Here is a 16080-nt window from a genome sequence, read left to right as displayed (position 1 = left end):
TGATCAACCGCGGCGTGCGCGGTGCTGGGCAATGGCGGATTGGATAGCGGCCAGTGTTGCTGCGTCCGGCTCATGGCTGGCCGACCTGGCACTCGGTGCTGGAGAAGAAATGGCCGGGCTCGGCGCGGGCGGAGCGAAGGTCGCGATCAGCCGTGACATCAGACTGACCACACCCACCAGCAACACCAGAAAGACAAAGACGAAGCCCATGCCGAACAGCATGAGTTCGACACCCTCGAGCAGCAGTTCACTGGGGGTCATCTTGGCTCCTTTGGCCAGCAGCTCGCGGGCTGCGTTCATTATTGATTAGGAGCGCCCAGCGTCAGCGCCTGGGCAAAGCTGGCGAACCTTAGCGTGAAACGAGCGTTTGAAGCAAACGCCAAAAGGGCCGCACGGGCTATTTATGTAGTGGTTTATCGGCATCCACTACCAAAGAAGCAGAAAGGCCCTGCGAGGGAAGTATCAGGATGCGGAGCGAGCCACGCCAGCAACGGCAGGAGCAAGCCTAAGCAGGGTCTTGAAGTGACGCGTCTCATCGCCAGGGGTACGCCCGAACAGGCGCTTGAACTCTCGACTGAACTGCGACGGACTTTCATACCCGACGCGCTGCGCAGCACTGAGCGCACTCATGTCGTTGCGGATCATCAGCAGGCGCGCCTGATGCAGACGAATGGCCTTGAGGTACTGCAGCGGCGAGCAGCTGGTCATCGCTTTGAAGTGCACATGGAAGGCCGGAACGCTCATGCTGGCGATCTCAGCCAGCGCAGGCACATCGAGCGACTCCTGATAATCCCGGTGAATCCGCTGCAGGACGCGAGCGATACGACCGAAATGGCTGTTCTGCGCCAGCGTCGCGCGCAGGCCATTGCCCTGCTCACCCTGCAACACGCGAAAGACGATCTCACGCAGAATCGATGGGCCGAGCAGGCGCACCTCGTCAGGGTCAGCCAGCGCCTCCAGCAGGCGCAACGTGGCATCACTCAAGTGTGCATCGATCGGGCTGGAATAAAGCGTTGCCGGTTGAGTGGGCTGGGGCTCGTCCCGATCCATGACCAGCTCGGCCACCAACAGCGGCTCGACACGCAGCGCCACACCCAGCATCGGCTCTTCGGCGCTAGCCTCGGTCTCGATGGAAAATGGCAGAGGCAGCGCCAGCACCAGATAGTGCTGCGCGTCGTAAACGTACAGGTTGCCGTCGTGCAGCCCGCTCTTGCGCCCCTGGATCACGATCACGATGCTCGGCTCATACAGTGCCGGGGTAACCGGTAGCGAGCGATTGGAGCGCATGAAGGTAACGCCGTCGAGCTGCGCCGCGGTGTACCCCTCCTCGGGGGCCAAGCGCAGCATCAGCTCGACCATACGCTGCTTGATGCTCTCAGGACTCATGCTCATGCGCCGCTTTCGACTCGTTATCAATACCCGGACATTGTAGGAAGCATTCAATAGAAACAGGCAATATCGAAAGAGTAACGAGACTTAGCAGCCGGCCGCCCCCTGCCTAGCATGGACTCTCCAGAACGCAATGGAGATCGACATGAGCAAAGTCATCCTCGTCACCGGTGCCAGTAGCGGTATCGGCGAAGCCATCGCCAGACACCTGGCAAGCCTGGGCCATCACGTGGTACTCGGCGCCAGGCGCATCGAGCGCCTGCAGGTGCTGGTGGAAGAACTGCAAGCACAAGGTCAGCACGCCTCCTGCCTCACCCTCGACGTCAGCCAACTGCATGAGATGCAAGCCTTCGTCGAATATGCCGAAGCGCAGCACGGCCCCGTCGACGTGATCATCAACAATGCCGGAGTCATGCCGCTGTCACCGCTCAACGCCCTGAAGGTGGACGAGTGGGACCGCATGATCGACGTCAACATAAGGGGCGTGCTGCATGGTATTGCCGCCGTACTACCAGGCATGGAAGAGCGCGGGCGCGGCCAGGTCATCAATATCGCCTCCATCGGCGCCCACGCCGTATCGCCGACAGCAGCGGTCTACTGCGCCACCAAGTATGCCGTCTGGGCGATTTCCGACGGCCTGCGCCAGGAAAGCGAGCGTATACGTGTCACTACCATCTGCCCCGGCGTGGTCGAGTCCGAACTGGCAGACAGCATTTCCGATGCCAGTGCGCGCGAGGCGATGAAAGCTTTCCGTCGCGTCGCCATCACTCCAGACGCCATCGCCCGCGCCGTGGCCTATGCAGTCGAACAGCCCGATGACGTCGACGTCAGCGAGCTGATCGTGCGCCCAACCGCCAGCCCCTATTGATGGAGACCACCATGTCAGCGAAGAACACCGTCGCGGCAATGCTGATCAGCGGTGCCCTGCTACCCGACGCGGTAATGGCAGAGCCCAAGCTCTCACATCCTTATGTTGGCATGTGGGTAACGGACGACGGCCATGTCCGCCATGAGCTATTGGCCAACGGCCGTTATGACGAGGCACGCGGGAATCGCGAGAGCGCCTACCAGGGCAACTACCACGTCACCGGCAACCACATCGACTACGTCGACGACACCGGCTTTACCGCCGACGGTGAATTCATCGACGACGTGCTCTATCACGGCGGCATGGTGCTGCGCCGCAAGAACACCTCAACTGACGAGTAACGCCCCCATCAGCCAAGGAAAAAACCATGAACACGCAAAAAATCATCATCGCACTGCTACTGAGCGCCTCACTCTGCTTCCCGGCCTGGGCAAACGACAACACCGCGGCCAATCAGGCCGTGATTCAGAAAGCCTTCGATGATTGGCGCGCCGGCCAGGGCGGTATCTTCCAGTTGCTCGCCGATGACGCCGTCTGGGTCGTGGCCGGTAGCAGCCCGTCCTCCGGGACTTACCGCACGCGTGAGGCGTTCATGGAAGATGCCGTCAAACCCATCACTGACAAACTGGCCACGCCCATCGTACCCACCGTCCGCCAGATCGTGGCGCAAGGGCCTTACGTGGTCGTGCACTGGGATGGCGAGGCGACTGCCAAGGACGGCAGCCGCTACGAGAACAGCTACTCCTGGCACATGCAGCTGGAGAATGGCCGGATCACTCGGGTCACGGCCTTTCTCGATACCTGGCGGCTGGTCGAGCTGATGAACTGATTACAGCAGGAAGATCGACGCCAGCCCCAGGAAGATGAAGAAACCACCGCTGTCGGTCATGGCGGTGATCATCACACTGGCCCCCATGGCCGGGTCACGCCCCAGGCGTGCCAGGGTCATGGGGATCAGCACGCCCATCAACGCCGCCAGCAACAAGTTGAGGGTCATTGCCGCGGTCATCACCACGCCAAGCGACCAACTACCGTAAAGCCCATAGGCAACGGCGCCGATCACACCACCCCAGAGGATGCCATTGATCAGGGAAACACCCAGTTCCTTGCGTACCAGGCGCTTGGTATTGCCGGTGCTGACCTGATCCAGCGCCATGGCGCGTACGATCATGGTGATGGTCTGGTTGCCCGAGTTGCCGCCGATACCGGCAACGATGGGCATCAGCGCCGCCAGCGCCACCAGTTTCTCGATCGAGCCTTCGAACAGGCCTATCACACGCGACGCCAGGAACGCGGTGACCAGGTTGATCGCCAGCCAAGCCCAGCGGTTGCGCACCGACTTCCACACCGAGGCGAAGATGTCTTCCTCCTCGCGCAGACCGGCCATGTTCAGCACTTCGCTTTCACTTTCCTCACGGATCAGGTCGACCATCTCGTCGATGGTCAGACGGCCGATCAGCTTGCCGTTCTTGTCCACCACCGGGGCGGAAATCAGGTCGTAACGCTCGAACGCCTGAGCGGCGTCGTAGCCGTCCTCGTCCGGGTGGAAACTCACCGGATCGTCGGCCATGACCTCGCCGACCTGCTTCTCCGGATCATTGACCAGCAGGCGCTTGATCGGCAGCACACCCTTGAGCACGCCGTCGTAATCGACCACGAACAGCTTGTCGGTATGGCCCGGCAGCTCCTTCAGGCGGCGCAGGTAACGCAGAACCACTTCCAGGCTGACGTCTTCGCGGATGGTGACCATCTCGAAGTCCATCAGCGCGCCGACCTGATCTTCCTCGTAGGACAGGGCCGAACGCACACGCTCACGCTGCTGAGCGTCGAGCGACTCCATCAGCTCATGAACGACGTCGCGCGGCAGTTCCGGGGCCAGGTCAGCGAGTTCGTCGGCGTCCATGTCCTTGGCTGCAGCGAGAATCTCGTGATCGTCCATGTCGGCGATCAGGGTTTCTCGTACCGCGTCGGAGACTTCCAGCAGGATGTCGCCATCGCGCTCGGCCTTGACCAGTTGCCAGACGGTCAGACGCTCATCTAGCGGCAGGGCTTCGAGGATGTGGGCGATATCCGCAGGGTGCAGATCTTCGAGCTTGCGCTGCAGCTCGACGAGATTCTGACGATGCACCAGGTTCTCGACCCGGTCGTGATGCTGGCCTTCCTGACGGTGAGTCAGGTCTTCGACCAGTTTTTGCCGATGCAGCAGTTCGATCACCTGGGCCAGGCGATCCTGCAAGCTCTCTTGCGGCTTTTTGGCTTCTACTTCTGTCATAGCGCGCTCCACCCCCAGTTGGCGGGCACGCCAAAGGGGATCAATCAGGTCTTACACGATTGTGCGAGGGGAGTATTGAGTAACTACTGGGTAAGTCCATGGTGGTATTCCACAAGCCCCGGCGGGGCTGACGCGGCGAATCATAACACCGCAAAACAGCTTTGTACGTGACAAAAGCGCGGCAAGAACAATTGCTTGCATCGCAAACTTCGATCTCGCATGAAAACCTGGCTATGCGACGCCAGCTACCCGCGTCAGGACACCCTGGCGAGTACGAAAAAACGGTCTAACCTGAAGCAGGCAAACGTCAGGGAGGACGACTCATGCGAGGACTGCATTTCGCAGCGCTATTGGCCGCTGCATTTCTCTACCCTATTGCAGACAGCTCGGCGGCCAGTGTGTTCCGCTGCGTGAGTGCAAATGGCCATGTCACCTTCACCCGCCACGGCTGCGCCGACGATCAAGAGCAGCACCTGCAGGATGCACGCAACCACACCCCCAGCAGCGGCAAGGCAATCCCTCTCGCGGACCCAGGCCGGCGTGCGGCAACCACCTCGGCCGGCAGTGGCGAGCTGGTCATCGTTGGCCAACAGGACGATGGTTGCGACAACCTGCTGACCAGCAGCGAGAGACGCCAGGCGATCATCCGCAAGGAAGTCCGCCTCGGCATGAGCCGCGCCGACGTGGAAAGCAGCCTGGGCAAGCCAGACAGAGTCACCAGCAGCAATGGGCAGCAGCGCTACCATTACCGAGAGAAACGCAAAGGCGGGAACAGCCGACAGGTCAGCTTCGACGAAGCCGGCTGCGTGAAGAAATAACGCACAAAGAAAAAGGGCCTGCATTGCTGCAGGCCCTTTCGGTATGGCGGACTCAGGAGGATTCGAACCTCCGACCGCTCGGTTCGTAGCCGAGTACTCTATCCAGCTGAGCTATGAGTCCATTTGGCGCTTTTTGACCAGATCACCACTGGCTGAACATGACCTTGCATCGCTGCAGTGCCATTTAATATGGCGGACTCAGGAGGATTCGAACCTCCGACCGCTCGGTTCGTAGCCGAGTACTCTATCCAGCTGAGCTATGAGTCCGTTTGGCGCTTTTAGACCAGATCACCGCTGGTTGAAACAAAATGGCTTGCAGCGATGCAAGCCATTTGAATATGGCGGACTCAGGAGGATTCGAACCTCCGACCGCTCGGTTCGTAGCCGAGTACTCTATCCAGCTGAGCTATGAGTCCGTTACAGATCACTCGAAAGCTACTGCGCTTGGGTATGCTTCGTTGAAACCGAACTCAGAATGCTCATTTAGAAAACTAAACTGCGCTTCTTCGCTCGCTTTCGCCTCGCCTACCCTTCGTTCGCTACGCTTTCGCGAGATCTTTGGTGCTTTTATACCAGATCACCTCTGGTTGATTCGCCAGCCCGACTTACGCCCGACTCGCTGAATAATGGCGGAGAAGGGGGGATTCGAACCCCCGACACCCTTTTGAGGTGTACTCCCTTAGCAGGGGAGCGCCTTCGGCCACTCGGCCACCTCTCCGCAACACGGGGCGCATGATAAACATGTTTTCCCCGTTTGCAAACAAAAATTTGTAGAAAAATTAGTGGCTTGGTTCGTCACCCTTCTCTTTCTGGATGCGCTGGTAGATTTCTTCACGGTGCACGGCAACCTCCTTCGGCGCATTGACACCAATGCGCACCTGGTTACCTTTCACACCCAACACGGTGACAGTCACATCATCACCGACCATCAGGGTCTCTCCGACCCGGCGAGTCAGAATCAGCATTCCTTTCTCCTCACGGATTACATTTTTCAGGACAACAGTCTGCAAAAAAGAAAATGGTGCCGGCTTCCCGCTAAATCAAGCCCGAAAGCCTCCACCCAAGTATTGACCAGCCCGCGCAGAAAGAAAGTTCCCGCATGCAAGTCAAAAAGACGAAAGGCGCGGAACCAGCCGCGCCTTTCAAATCAGTGGAATCACTCGCCCTGCCGGGCCGGAGCATCCAGCTCGAAGGCGGTATGCAGTGCGCGTACCGCCAGCTCCAGATACTTCTCTTCGATCACCACGGACACCTTGATCTCGGAGGTGGAGATCATCTGGATATTGATGGTCTCCTTGGCCAGGGCTTCGAACATGCGACTGGCAACACCGGCGTGGGAACGCATACCGACACCGACGATGGACACCTTGGCAATGTTGGTGTCGCCGACCACTTCACGAGCGCCCAGCTCGTCTGCGGTCTTCTGCAGCACGCTCAGGGCGTTGTTGTAGTCGTTGCGATGCACGGTGAAGGTGAAATCGGTGGTGTTATCGTGCGAAACGTTCTGCACGATCATGTCCACTTCGATGTTGGCGGCGCTGATCGGGCCGAGAATCTTGAAGGCGATGCCAGGGATATCCGGCACCCCACGGATGGTCAGCTTGGCTTCGTCGCGGTTGAAAGCGATGCCGGAAATGATCGGCTGTTCCATGGATTCCTCTTCATCAAGGGTAATGAGGGTGCCCGGGCCCTCCTGGAAGCTGTGCAGGACGCGCAGCGGGACGTTGTACTTGCCGGCGAATTCCACCGAACGAATCTGCAGCACCTTGGAACCGAGGCTGGCCATTTCCAGCATTTCTTCGAAGGTGATCTTTTCCAGGCGCTGGGCCTTGGGCACCACGCGCGGGTCGGTGGTGTAGACACCATCGACGTCGGTGTAGATCTGGCACTCCTCGGCTTTCAGCGCTGCGGCCAGAGCCACACCGGTGGTGTCGGAGCCGCCACGACCCAGGGTGGTGATGTTGCCGTGTTCGTCGACGCCCTGGAAACCTGCGACCACAACGACGCGACCAGCCTTGAGGTCGGCGCGAATCTTCTGGTCATCGATCTGCAGAATGCGCGCCTTGTTGTGCGCGCTGTCGGTGAGGATGCGCACCTGGTTGCCGGTGTAGGACACCGCCGGCACGCCGCGCTTGATCAGCGCCATGGCCAACAGGGCAATGGTCACCTGCTCACCGGTGGACACCATCACATCCAGCTCACGCGCAACCGGCTCGCCATCGGTGATCTGTTTGGCCAGATCGATCAGGCGGTTGGTTTCGCCGCTCATGGCGGAAACCACGACGACGATGTCGTCACCGTTCTCGCGGAACTTCTTCACCTTGTCGGCCACCTGCGCGATACGCTCGATGGTGCCGACGGAGGTGCCCCCAAACTTCTGTACGATCAAAGCCATTTCAAAAAGCCGCCTGATTCCTCGAAGGGCGCCCATTAAACCCGCATCGGGTCATACTGCCAAGGCCCGCCGGACGCACTGCGGGCCCCGCTTTCTCGCTCGTTACGAAGCCTGCTCGACCAGGGTTGCGGCCAGGGCCAGGGCTTCATCCAGCTTGCCGGCATCGACGCCGCCACCCTGGGCCATGTCTGGGCGACCACCACCCTTGCCGCCCACTGCTGCGGCGGCCTGCTTCATCAGGTCACCGGCCTTGAGCTTGGCAGTCAGGTCCTGGGTCACACCGGCGACCAGTACCACCTTCTCGTCGAACACGCCGCCGAGCAGGATCACAGCGCTGCCCAGCTTGTTCTTCAGTTGGTCGACCAGCGCCAGCAGCGCCTTGCCGTCCAGACCATCGAGACGCGCAGCCAGCACCTTGGTGCCCTTCACGTCCACGGCCGAACCAGCCAGGTCATTGCCAGCAGCGCTGGCGGCCTTGGCCTTGAGCTGCTCCAGCTCCTTTTCCAGCTGACGGTTGCGCTCGATCAGGGCCGAGAGTTTGTCCAGCACGTTGTCGCGGCTGCCCTTGACCAGGGAGGCGGCTTCCTTGAGCTGTTCCTCGGCACCGTTGAGCCAGGCCAGCGCGGCGGCACCAGTGACCGCTTCGATACGACGCACGCCAGCGGCCACGCCGCCTTCGCTGGTGATCTTGAACAGACCGATGTCGCCGGTGCGCGATACGTGAGTACCGCCACACAGCTCGACGGAGAAATCGCCGCCCATACTCAGCACACGTACCTGATCACCGTACTTCTCGCCGAACAGCGCCATGGCGCCCTTGGACTTGGCGGTCTCGATGTCGGTTTCTTCGGTCTCGACCTCGGAGTTCTTGCGAATCTCAGCGTTGACGATGTCTTCCAGCTGCTTCAACTGCTCGGGCTTGATCGCCTCAAAATGGCTGAAGTCGAAACGCAGACGCTGACTGTCGACCAGCGAACCTTTCTGCTGGACGTGATCGCCCAACACCTGACGCAGCGCGGCGTGCAGCAGGTGGGTCGCGGAGTGGTTCAGCGCGGTGGCCTGACGCACGCCGGCTTCGGCTTCGGCCTTGACGCTGGTGCCGACGCTCAGACCGCCCCTGGCCACCACGCCGTGGTGCAGGAAGGCACCGCCGGCCTTGGTGGTGTCGCGCACGTCGAAACGCACGCCAGCACTTTCCAGGTAGCCGCAGTCGCCGATCTGGCCACCGGACTCGGCGTAGAACGGGGTCTGATCCAGCACCACCACGCCCTCTTCGCCTTCGGCGAGGCTGTCGACCGCAGCACCGGCCTTGAACAGAGCGATGATCTTGCCGCTGCCGCTGGTGCCTTCGTAACCGAGGAAGCGGGTGTCGCTGTCAACCTTGACCAGGGCGTTGTAGTCCATGCCGAAGGCGCTGGCGGAACGGGCGCGCTCGCGCTGCGCTTCCATTTCACGCTCGAAGCCCTCTTCGTCCACTGACAGCTCGCGCTCGCGGGCGATGTCGGCAGTCAGGTCAACGGGGAAACCGTAGGTGTCATACAGCTTGAACACCACGTCGCCGGGGATTACCGAGCCCTGCAGGCCGGCCAGATCCTGCTCGAGAATCTTCAGCCCCTGCTCCAGGGTCTTGGCGAACTGCTCTTCTTCGGTCTTGAGCACGCGCTCGATGTGCGCCTGCTGCTGTTTGAGCTCGGGGAAGGCTTCGCCCATCTCAGCCACCAGCGCAGCGACGATCTGGTAGAAGAAGCTGCCCTTGGCGCCCAGCTTGTTACCGTGACGGCAGGCGCGACGCACGATGCGGCGCAGCACGTAGCCGCGGCCTTCGTTGGACGGAGTCACGCCGTCGGCGATCAGGAAGCTGCAGGAACGGATGTGGTCAGCCACCACTTTCAGCGAGGCCTGGCCTTCGTTGCTGCAGCCGATGGCCTTGGCCGAGGCGGCCAACAGGTTCTGGAACAGGTCGATCTCGTAGTTCGAGTTGACGTGCTGCAGCACGGCGCTGATGCGCTCCAGGCCCATCCCGGTGTCCACACTCGGCGCCGGCAGCGGGTGCAGCACGCCATCTGCAGTGCGGTTGAACTGCATGAACACGTTGTTCCAGATCTCGATGTAGCGGTCGCCATCTTCTTCCGGGCTGCCGGGTGGGCCGCCCCAGATGTGCTCGCCGTGGTCGAAGAAGATCTCGGTGCACGGGCCGCACGGACCGGTATCACCCATTGCCCAGAAGTTGTCGGAGGCGTACGGCGCACCCTTGTTGTCGCCGATGCGGATCATGCGCTCGGTGGGGATGCCAACTTCCTTGGTCCAGATCTCGTAGGCTTCGTCATCGGTGGCGTAGACAGTGACCCAGAGCTTTTCCTTGGGCAGGTTCAGCCACTTGTCGGAGGTCAGGAATTCCCAGGCGTAATGAATGGCATCGCGTTTGAAATAGTCGCCGAAGCTGAAGTTGCCCAGCATTTCGAAGAAGGTGTGGTGACGCGCGGTGTAGCCGACGTTTTCCAGGTCGTTGTGCTTACCGCCGGCACGCACGCACTTCTGGCTGGTGGTGGCGCGAGTGTAGGCGCGCTTTTCCAGGCCCAGGAAGCAGTCCTTGAACTGGTTCATACCCGCGTTGGTGAACAGCAGGGTTGGGTCGTTCGCCGGAATCAGCGAGCTGGAAGCGACACGGGTGTGCCCTTTTTCTTCGAAGAAGCTCAGGAAGGCTTCACGGATTTCTGCGCTTTTCATAGGGATATCCACGGAATCAGGCGGCCACGGCAAAGCCGGCGAAGCAGACCAAAGCGAGAACGTCGCGAGCGAAGGTCAGGCAAGGCAAAAGCCGGTGAAGGTGCGCAGTTTACAGGTTGTAAATGAGCATCCTGAGCCGGCTTTTAACACTGCATGACCGAGCGCAGCAGTTATCGCTGCAGTCTGCAAAGGGACGCATTATATCGGCCCTTTCGCCCGCGGCTAGTGCCTTGTTGATAGCGTGCGCCTATCGGCAGCGCACGCCTGACGCTTAATGCGAACGGAAAGCAGCAAATGCCCTGATCACCCGCTCGATTTGTTCGGCGCTGACGTCCAGATGAGTGACCAGACGCAGGCGTGGCGCGGCACTGACGGCGATGCCGTGTTCGGCCATGAAGGCCTTAACTTGCCCGGCACGCTCGCCAAGTTGCACATAGACCATATTGGTCTGCACCGGCTCGACGCTATAACCCAACTCGGTCAACGCCTCGCCCAGGTGTGCGGCCTTGGCGTGATCCTCGGCCAGGCGCTGAACCTGATGCTGCAGCGCATACAAGCCTGCTGCCGCCAGCACGCCGGCCTGACGCATGCCACCCCCGACCATCTTGCGCAAACGGCGTGCTTTGGCGATCAACGCCGTACTGCCACAGAGCACCGAACCGACCGGCGCACCGAGCCCCTTGGACAGGCACACCGAGACCGAATCGAAGTGCTGAGTGATCTCGCGCGCCGGCACACCGAGCTTGACCGCCGCGTTATACAGGCGGGCGCCATCGAGGTGCAGGCTCAAACCACGACGGCGAGTCAGTTCGCGGGCGGCAGCCAAATAATCGAGCGGCAGCACCTTGCCCTGCATGGTGTTTTCCAGGGCCAGCAGGCGAGTGCGGGCGAAGTGGAAGTCGTCTTGCTTGATCGCCGCCTCGACCCTGCTCAGATCCAGCGAGCCGTCGGCTTCACCCTCGATCGGTTGCGGCTGGATGGAGCCGAGCACGGCGGCGCCGCCACCCTCGTACTTATAGGTGTGCGCCTGCTGGCCGACGATGTACTCGTCACCGCGTTCGCAATGAGCCATCAGGCCGAGCAGGTTGCTCATGGTGCCGGTGGGGACGAACAGCGCCGCCTCGAAGCCCAGTTCATTGGCCAGCCAGACCTCCAGGCGATTAACCGTGGGGTCTTCGCCATACACGTCATCGCCCAGCTCGGCAGCCATCATGGCTTCGCGCATGGCAGCAGTGGGTTGGGTAACGGTGTCGCTACGCAGGTCGATCAGGGGCATGACAGGCTTTCCCGGCAATTGGCGAAAGGCCCATGCTAAAGAGGTCGCTCGGACGGTGGAAGATACAGTTGAAGGCAAAATCGCGGGCTGCCGTGGGAGGCGCTTTAGCGGCGACCAATACGACGCAACGTCGCGGCTAAAGCCCTGCAACATACGCCGCTATGCCAAACCGGCACCATCGTCGGGGACGATCAGGATGGCAGCGCGGTGGCCGTTCTTGACCTTGGGATTGGGGAAGATGATGCGCGCGCCCTGCTCTTCCACGATCCAGCGGGTATCGGCGATATCCTCGGCAAGCAGGTAGCCGGGCTCCAGCTCGGTGAAGTTCTCGATATCCGCAGGCAGGTGCAGCTGAAAACTATCGCTGTGCTTGATCACCTCGCGCGACACGGCGAACAGCTGCATGCCATCGATGGTCGGCTCACCACTGATTACCTCGCGCCCTTCGATCAGCGCGTGCAGCGCGTTCTCCAGCAGATCGAGGTTGACCAGTTCGTTCTGACCGAAAGCACGCGCCTTGCCCAGCTCCAGGGTGAAGGCCTCAGCGCCGAGTTGCGCGTAGGTATAGGCGCTGAAGGTAATCGACGATTTGTTCTGCAGCAGTACCGCCTCGATGCCGGCAGCACGCAGACGCTCCAGCTCGCGACGGGAATGCGCACGCCCCTCCTGCCACGGATAGAGGGCGAACTGCTCGATTTTGGAAGCGCGGATGGCGGTATGCAGGTCGTAGTGCAGGCGCGTTCGACCGGTGTCCTTGCCGAAGAAATTGACGGCCAGGTGCTCGAGGTCGCAGGCTCTGATGGCTTCGAAGCCACTGGACTGCTCGTGACGGCCGCTGAACAGACGGTTGAGGTCCTGCTCGACGTAACGCTCGCCACGGCGCATGGCCTCAGGGTTGCCGAACAGAAAGAGAATGCGCGCCGCCGGATGCAGCTCGTTGCGCGCGATGCCGCGCAACAGACGATCAAGCAGCTCGATTGGCGCGGTTTCGTTGCCGTGGACGCCGGCCGACAGCAGCAGGTCGAGGCCATTGTCGCGCGCAGCAGGCGGAGTCACCTCCAGCGCGCCCTCATCGAGCCAGCGCAGACGCGTGCCATCGGGCGTCAGTTGAATCTTCGCCGACGGCTCGTGGCCGGCCAGGGTCAGTTCAAGCAGTTTGCCGAGGGCAAGCATCGAGCACTCCTCAAGACTTAGTGATTGCAGTCCGGGCCATGAACATGATCGTCCTCATCGGCGATCATCGGCTCCATCTCCAGTTGCAGGCTGACCAGGTTGGTGGCCTGCGGACGCAGCAGCAGGTTGACGTACTCGGTATCGCCCTCCTCCACGTCGACGCCGATCAGCAACTGATCGCCAACCGCCTGGACCCACAGTTCCTTGCCCTGCCAGACCACGGCAAAGCGGCTGCAGGAGGTTTCCAGCTGAGTGCCATCGTTGTCTTCAAGAATCAGTTGCAGCGCGTCGCTCATACAATCTCCGGGAATCGAGGTCAGGGTCAGGCTATCTGGAAAGGATAGACCGAGCCCAGTTTAAGGATCTGCGTCAGTTCATCCAATGCCGTGCGGCACTCGGTCAACAATTGCGGGTCGGCCAGATCGGCTTCGCTCAAGCGGTCGCGGTAATGCTTGTCGACCCAGACCACCAAGGTATCGTGCAGTGCGTCGCTCATCACCACACCTGGATTGACCGCTGCCAGCTCCTGCTCGTTGAGCGCCACGCGCAGGCGCAGGCATGCCGGGCCACCGCCGTTCTGCATGCTCTGCTTGAGGTCGAACACGCGCACCTCGCGGATCGGCCCGCCGCTGGCCGTCAGCTGCTGCAGATAGCGCCAGACGCTGGCATTGTTCCGGCACTCCTCCGGCACCACCAGCAGCATGCTGCCGTCGGCACGGCTCAGCAGTTGGCTGTTGAACAGGTAGGAGCGCACCGCGTCCTGCACGCTGACGGCAGAGCCTGGCACGCATACGGCCTGAAAGTTGCCGCCACGACGAGCCAGCTTGTCGCCCAGCTCGGCCAGCACTTTGTCGGTTTCGAGGAAAGCATCCTGGTGATAGAACAGCACCTCGCCGTTACCCACGGCGATCACGTCGTTGTGGAACACGCCCTGATCGATCACCGCCGGATTCTGCTGGGCGTAGACCACACCCGCCTCGCTTAGCCCATGCAGACGGGCGACCGCCTGGCTGGCCTCCAGGGTCTGTCGCGCCGGATAGCGCGCCGGCGCCGGATAGCGAGCGTCGAAGGCGCTGCGCCCGTAGACGAAGAACTCCACCCCGGCGTCGCCATAACCCTTGCAGAAGCGCGTGTGGTTGGCTGCGCCCTCGTCACCGAACTGCGCCACTGCCGGCAGCGCCGGGTGGTGAGCGAAGTGCGCCGGGTTGGCGAACATCGCCTGCAGCACGCGACTGGTGGTCGGGTGCTCGATGCTGCGGTGGAACTTGCAGTTGAGGTTGGCCGCGGTGAAGTGCACGCGCCCGTCCGCCGTGTCGGCACTGGGGCTGACGGTGCAGGCATTGGCCGTCCACATGCTCGAGGCCGAGCAACTCGCCACCAGCAGTGGCATGGCCTCACGTGCAGCGCGCTGGATCACCTCGACATCGCTGCCGGTGAAGCCCAGACGGCGCAACGCCGCGACATCCGGGCGCTCCTGCGGGGCCAGTACGCCCTGCTTGAAACCCATGTCCATCAGCGCCTTCATCTTCGCCAGGCCCTGCTTGGCAGCCTCCTTGGGATTGGATGCCGCCTGACTGTTGCTCTGCGAAGCCACGTTGCCGTAGGACAGCCCGCCGTAGTTGTGAGTCGGCCCGACCAGGCCGTCAAAGTTCATCTCATAGGCAGCCATTACAGGGTCACTCCCGGAGTCAGGGTCGCGGGCAGGCTCAGGCTGTCGCTTTCCAGCCCGGCCACCGGGTAGGCGCAGTAATCCGCCGCGTAGTAGGCACTGGCGCGGTGGTTGCCCGACGCCCCGATACCACCGAACGGCGCGGTGCTGGCAGCACCGGTGAGCTGCTTGTTCCAGTTGACGATGCCGGCGCGGCTATGCAGCCAGAACTGCTCGAAGCGCGCCTTCGAGTCCGACAGTAGGCCAGCGGCCAGACCATAAGCCGTGGCATTGGCCTCGGCGATGGCCGATTCGAAGCTGTCGTAACGGATCACCTGCAACAGCGGGCCGAAGAACTCTTCGTCAGGACGGTCGCTCACGGCCGTGACATCGAGGATTCCGGGCGTCAGCAGCGCAGCATCGACCTGCGGTTGCGTCATCGCCAACAACGCCGTGGCGCCGCAGGCCAGCAAGTCCTGCTGGGCCTGCATCAGCTGCGCGGCGGCCTGTAGGGAAATCACCGAACCCATGAACGGCGCCGGCTGCTCGTCGAAGCGACCGACCTTGATCTGCCCGACGACCTGCACCAGGCGCGCCAGCAGCGCATCGCCCCACTCTCCTTGCGGCACCAGCAGACGGCGCGCACAGGTGCAGCGCTGGCCGGCAGAGATGAATGCGGATTGGACGATGGTGTAGACCGCCGCGTCGACATCCGCGACCTGATCGACGATCAGTGGGTTGTTGCCGCCCATCTCCAGCGCCAGGATCTTGTCCGGGCGCCCGGCGAATTGGGCGTGCAGCAGATTGCCGGTGCGGCTGGAGCCGGTGAAAAACAGCCCGTCGATGCCGGGGTGGCCAGCCAGGGCGACGCCGGTTTCGCGACCGCCCTGCAACAGGTTGAGCACGCCCTCGGGCAGCCCGGCCTCGATCCAGCATTGCACGGTCAGCTCGGCCACCTTCGGCGTCAGCTCGCTGGGCTTGAACAGTACGCAGTTACCGGCCAGCAGCGCCGGCACGATATGGCCGTTGGGCAGGTGCCCCGGGAAGTTGTAGGGGCCGAACACCGCGACCACTCCATGTGGCTTGTGACGCAACACGGCGGTGGCGTCGCCCAGCGGGCCGCTCTTCTCGCCAGTGCGTTCACGGTAGCTCTGAATGGAAATGGCGACCTTGCCCACCATGCTGTTCACTTCGGTGGCGGCTTCCCATAGCGGCTTGCCGGTCTCCTCACCAATCGCTCGGGCGACTTCGTCAGCACGTGACTTCAAACAGGCGGCGAAACGCTCCAGCACGGCGATACGGCCGTCCAGCGAGTGCGCGGCCCACAGCGAAAACGCACCCCGTGCAGCGCTAACGGCGGCATCGACCTGCGCCGCCGTGGCGCCCTGGCCCTGCCACAGCACGGCCTGGCTGACCGGGTCGAGCGATTGCAGCGACTCGCCCTGACCGGGCTGCCACTGACCTGCGATGTAATGAGTGTTCATCTTGTTTTACCACTCCCAGCATTTTCCGGC

The 16080-nt window shown here is 61.9% G+C and carries 15 protein-coding genes and 4 tRNA genes; 4 read left to right on the top strand and 15 right to left on the bottom strand.

Going from position 1 to position 16080, the window contains the following annotated elements; translation table 11 throughout:
* Positions 1 to 3 precede the first annotated feature (3 nt).
* On the bottom strand, positions 4 to 261 hold the full coding sequence (locus tag CXP40_RS11665; RefSeq protein ID WP_166432408.1) for an OadG family protein: 258 nt from the start codon (positions 259 to 261) through the stop codon (positions 4 to 6).
* A gap of 201 nt (positions 262 to 462) precedes the next feature.
* Positions 463 to 1359: an AraC family transcriptional regulator gene (locus CXP40_RS11660; RefSeq protein WP_106734018.1), complete on the bottom strand. Its 897-nt coding sequence runs from the start codon at positions 1357 to 1359 to the stop codon at positions 463 to 465.
* 175 nt (positions 1360 to 1534) lie between these two features.
* On the opposite strand from CXP40_RS11660, the gene CXP40_RS11655 reads away from it, so the two are divergent.
* From CXP40_RS11655 to CXP40_RS11645, 3 genes are read left to right on the top strand one after another with little or no spacing between them, the layout of a single operon-like run.
* Positions 1535 to 2257 carry an SDR family oxidoreductase gene (locus CXP40_RS11655; protein WP_106733841.1) on the top strand — a complete coding sequence of 241 codons (723 nt, stop codon included), beginning with the start codon at positions 1535 to 1537 and terminating at the stop codon, positions 2255 to 2257.
* Between the two features lie 11 nt (positions 2258 to 2268).
* Positions 2269 to 2598, top strand: a complete 330-nt coding sequence (locus CXP40_RS11650; RefSeq protein ID WP_106733840.1) for an Atu4866 domain-containing protein — start codon at positions 2269 to 2271, stop codon at positions 2596 to 2598.
* Between the two features lie 26 nt (positions 2599 to 2624).
* Positions 2625 to 3086 carry a nuclear transport factor 2 family protein gene (locus CXP40_RS11645; protein ID WP_106733839.1) on the top strand — a complete coding sequence of 154 codons (462 nt, stop codon included), beginning with the start codon at positions 2625 to 2627 and terminating at the stop codon, positions 3084 to 3086.
* On the opposite strand, the gene mgtE is transcribed toward CXP40_RS11645, so the two are convergent.
* On the bottom strand, positions 3087 to 4529 hold the full coding sequence (mgtE, locus tag CXP40_RS11640; protein WP_106733838.1) for a magnesium transporter: 1443 nt from the start codon (positions 4527 to 4529) through the stop codon (positions 3087 to 3089). It abuts the gene before it with no gap.
* A gap of 323 nt (positions 4530 to 4852) precedes the next feature.
* Between mgtE and bamE the strand changes: the two genes are divergently transcribed.
* On the top strand, positions 4853 to 5347 hold the full coding sequence (gene bamE / locus CXP40_RS23980; RefSeq protein ID WP_106733837.1) for an outer membrane protein assembly factor BamE: 495 nt from the start codon (positions 4853 to 4855) through the stop codon (positions 5345 to 5347).
* 44 nt (positions 5348 to 5391) lie between these two features.
* Here bamE and CXP40_RS11630 read toward each other — a convergent pair.
* The 12 genes from CXP40_RS11630 to astD all read right to left on the bottom strand — a co-directional run bounded on the left by CXP40_RS11630 (position 5392) and on the right by astD (position 16050).
* A tRNA-Arg gene (locus CXP40_RS11630) sits at positions 5392 to 5468 on the bottom strand.
* A 69-nt stretch (positions 5469 to 5537) separates the two neighbouring features.
* Positions 5538 to 5614 (bottom strand) — tRNA-Arg (locus tag CXP40_RS11625).
* A gap of 72 nt (positions 5615 to 5686) precedes the next feature.
* Positions 5687 to 5763, bottom strand: a tRNA-Arg gene (locus tag CXP40_RS11620).
* Positions 5764 to 5974: 211 nt separating this feature from the next.
* Positions 5975 to 6065 (bottom strand) — tRNA-Ser (locus tag CXP40_RS11615).
* Between the two features lie 61 nt (positions 6066 to 6126).
* Complete coding sequence (gene csrA / locus CXP40_RS11610) at positions 6127 to 6312, bottom strand: carbon storage regulator CsrA (protein ID WP_003244478.1); 186 nt, start codon at positions 6310 to 6312, stop codon at positions 6127 to 6129.
* Positions 6313 to 6503: 191 nt separating this feature from the next.
* A complete protein-coding gene (locus CXP40_RS11605; protein ID WP_099525209.1) occupies positions 6504 to 7742 on the bottom strand; it encodes an aspartate kinase in 1239 nt (412 codons plus the stop codon).
* A gap of 102 nt (positions 7743 to 7844) precedes the next feature.
* Positions 7845 to 10469 carry an alanine--tRNA ligase gene (gene alaS / locus CXP40_RS11600; protein ID WP_106733836.1) on the bottom strand — a complete coding sequence of 875 codons (2625 nt, stop codon included), beginning with the start codon at positions 10467 to 10469 and terminating at the stop codon, positions 7845 to 7847.
* A gap of 271 nt (positions 10470 to 10740) precedes the next feature.
* On the bottom strand, positions 10741 to 11745 hold the full coding sequence (gene ltaE, locus CXP40_RS11595; RefSeq protein WP_106733835.1) for a low-specificity L-threonine aldolase: 1005 nt from the start codon (positions 11743 to 11745) through the stop codon (positions 10741 to 10743).
* A 159-nt stretch (positions 11746 to 11904) separates the two neighbouring features.
* Positions 11905 to 12918: a succinylglutamate desuccinylase gene (gene astE / locus CXP40_RS11590; protein WP_106733834.1), complete on the bottom strand. Its 1014-nt coding sequence runs from the start codon at positions 12916 to 12918 to the stop codon at positions 11905 to 11907.
* A gap of 17 nt (positions 12919 to 12935) precedes the next feature.
* On the bottom strand, positions 12936 to 13214 hold the full coding sequence (locus tag CXP40_RS11585) for a hypothetical protein (RefSeq protein WP_003461883.1): 279 nt from the start codon (positions 13212 to 13214) through the stop codon (positions 12936 to 12938).
* 26 nt (positions 13215 to 13240) lie between these two features.
* Entirely contained in the window at positions 13241 to 14587 is a 1347-nt protein-coding gene (gene astB, locus CXP40_RS11580; RefSeq protein WP_106733833.1) for an N-succinylarginine dihydrolase, read from the bottom strand.
* Positions 14587 to 16050 (bottom strand): succinylglutamate-semialdehyde dehydrogenase, encoded by a 1464-nt coding sequence (astD, locus tag CXP40_RS11575; protein WP_106733832.1) that lies wholly within the window; start codon positions 16048 to 16050, stop codon positions 14587 to 14589. Before astD ends, astB begins: the two co-directional genes overlap by 1 nt.
* Between the last annotated feature and the right edge of the window lie 30 nt (positions 16051 to 16080).

The organism is Pseudomonas sp. YY-1, assembly GCF_002843095.1.
GTDB lineage: Bacteria > Pseudomonadota > Gammaproteobacteria > Pseudomonadales > Pseudomonadaceae > Aquipseudomonas > Aquipseudomonas sediminis_A.
This window is presented reverse-complemented; position numbering and strand designations above follow the sequence as displayed.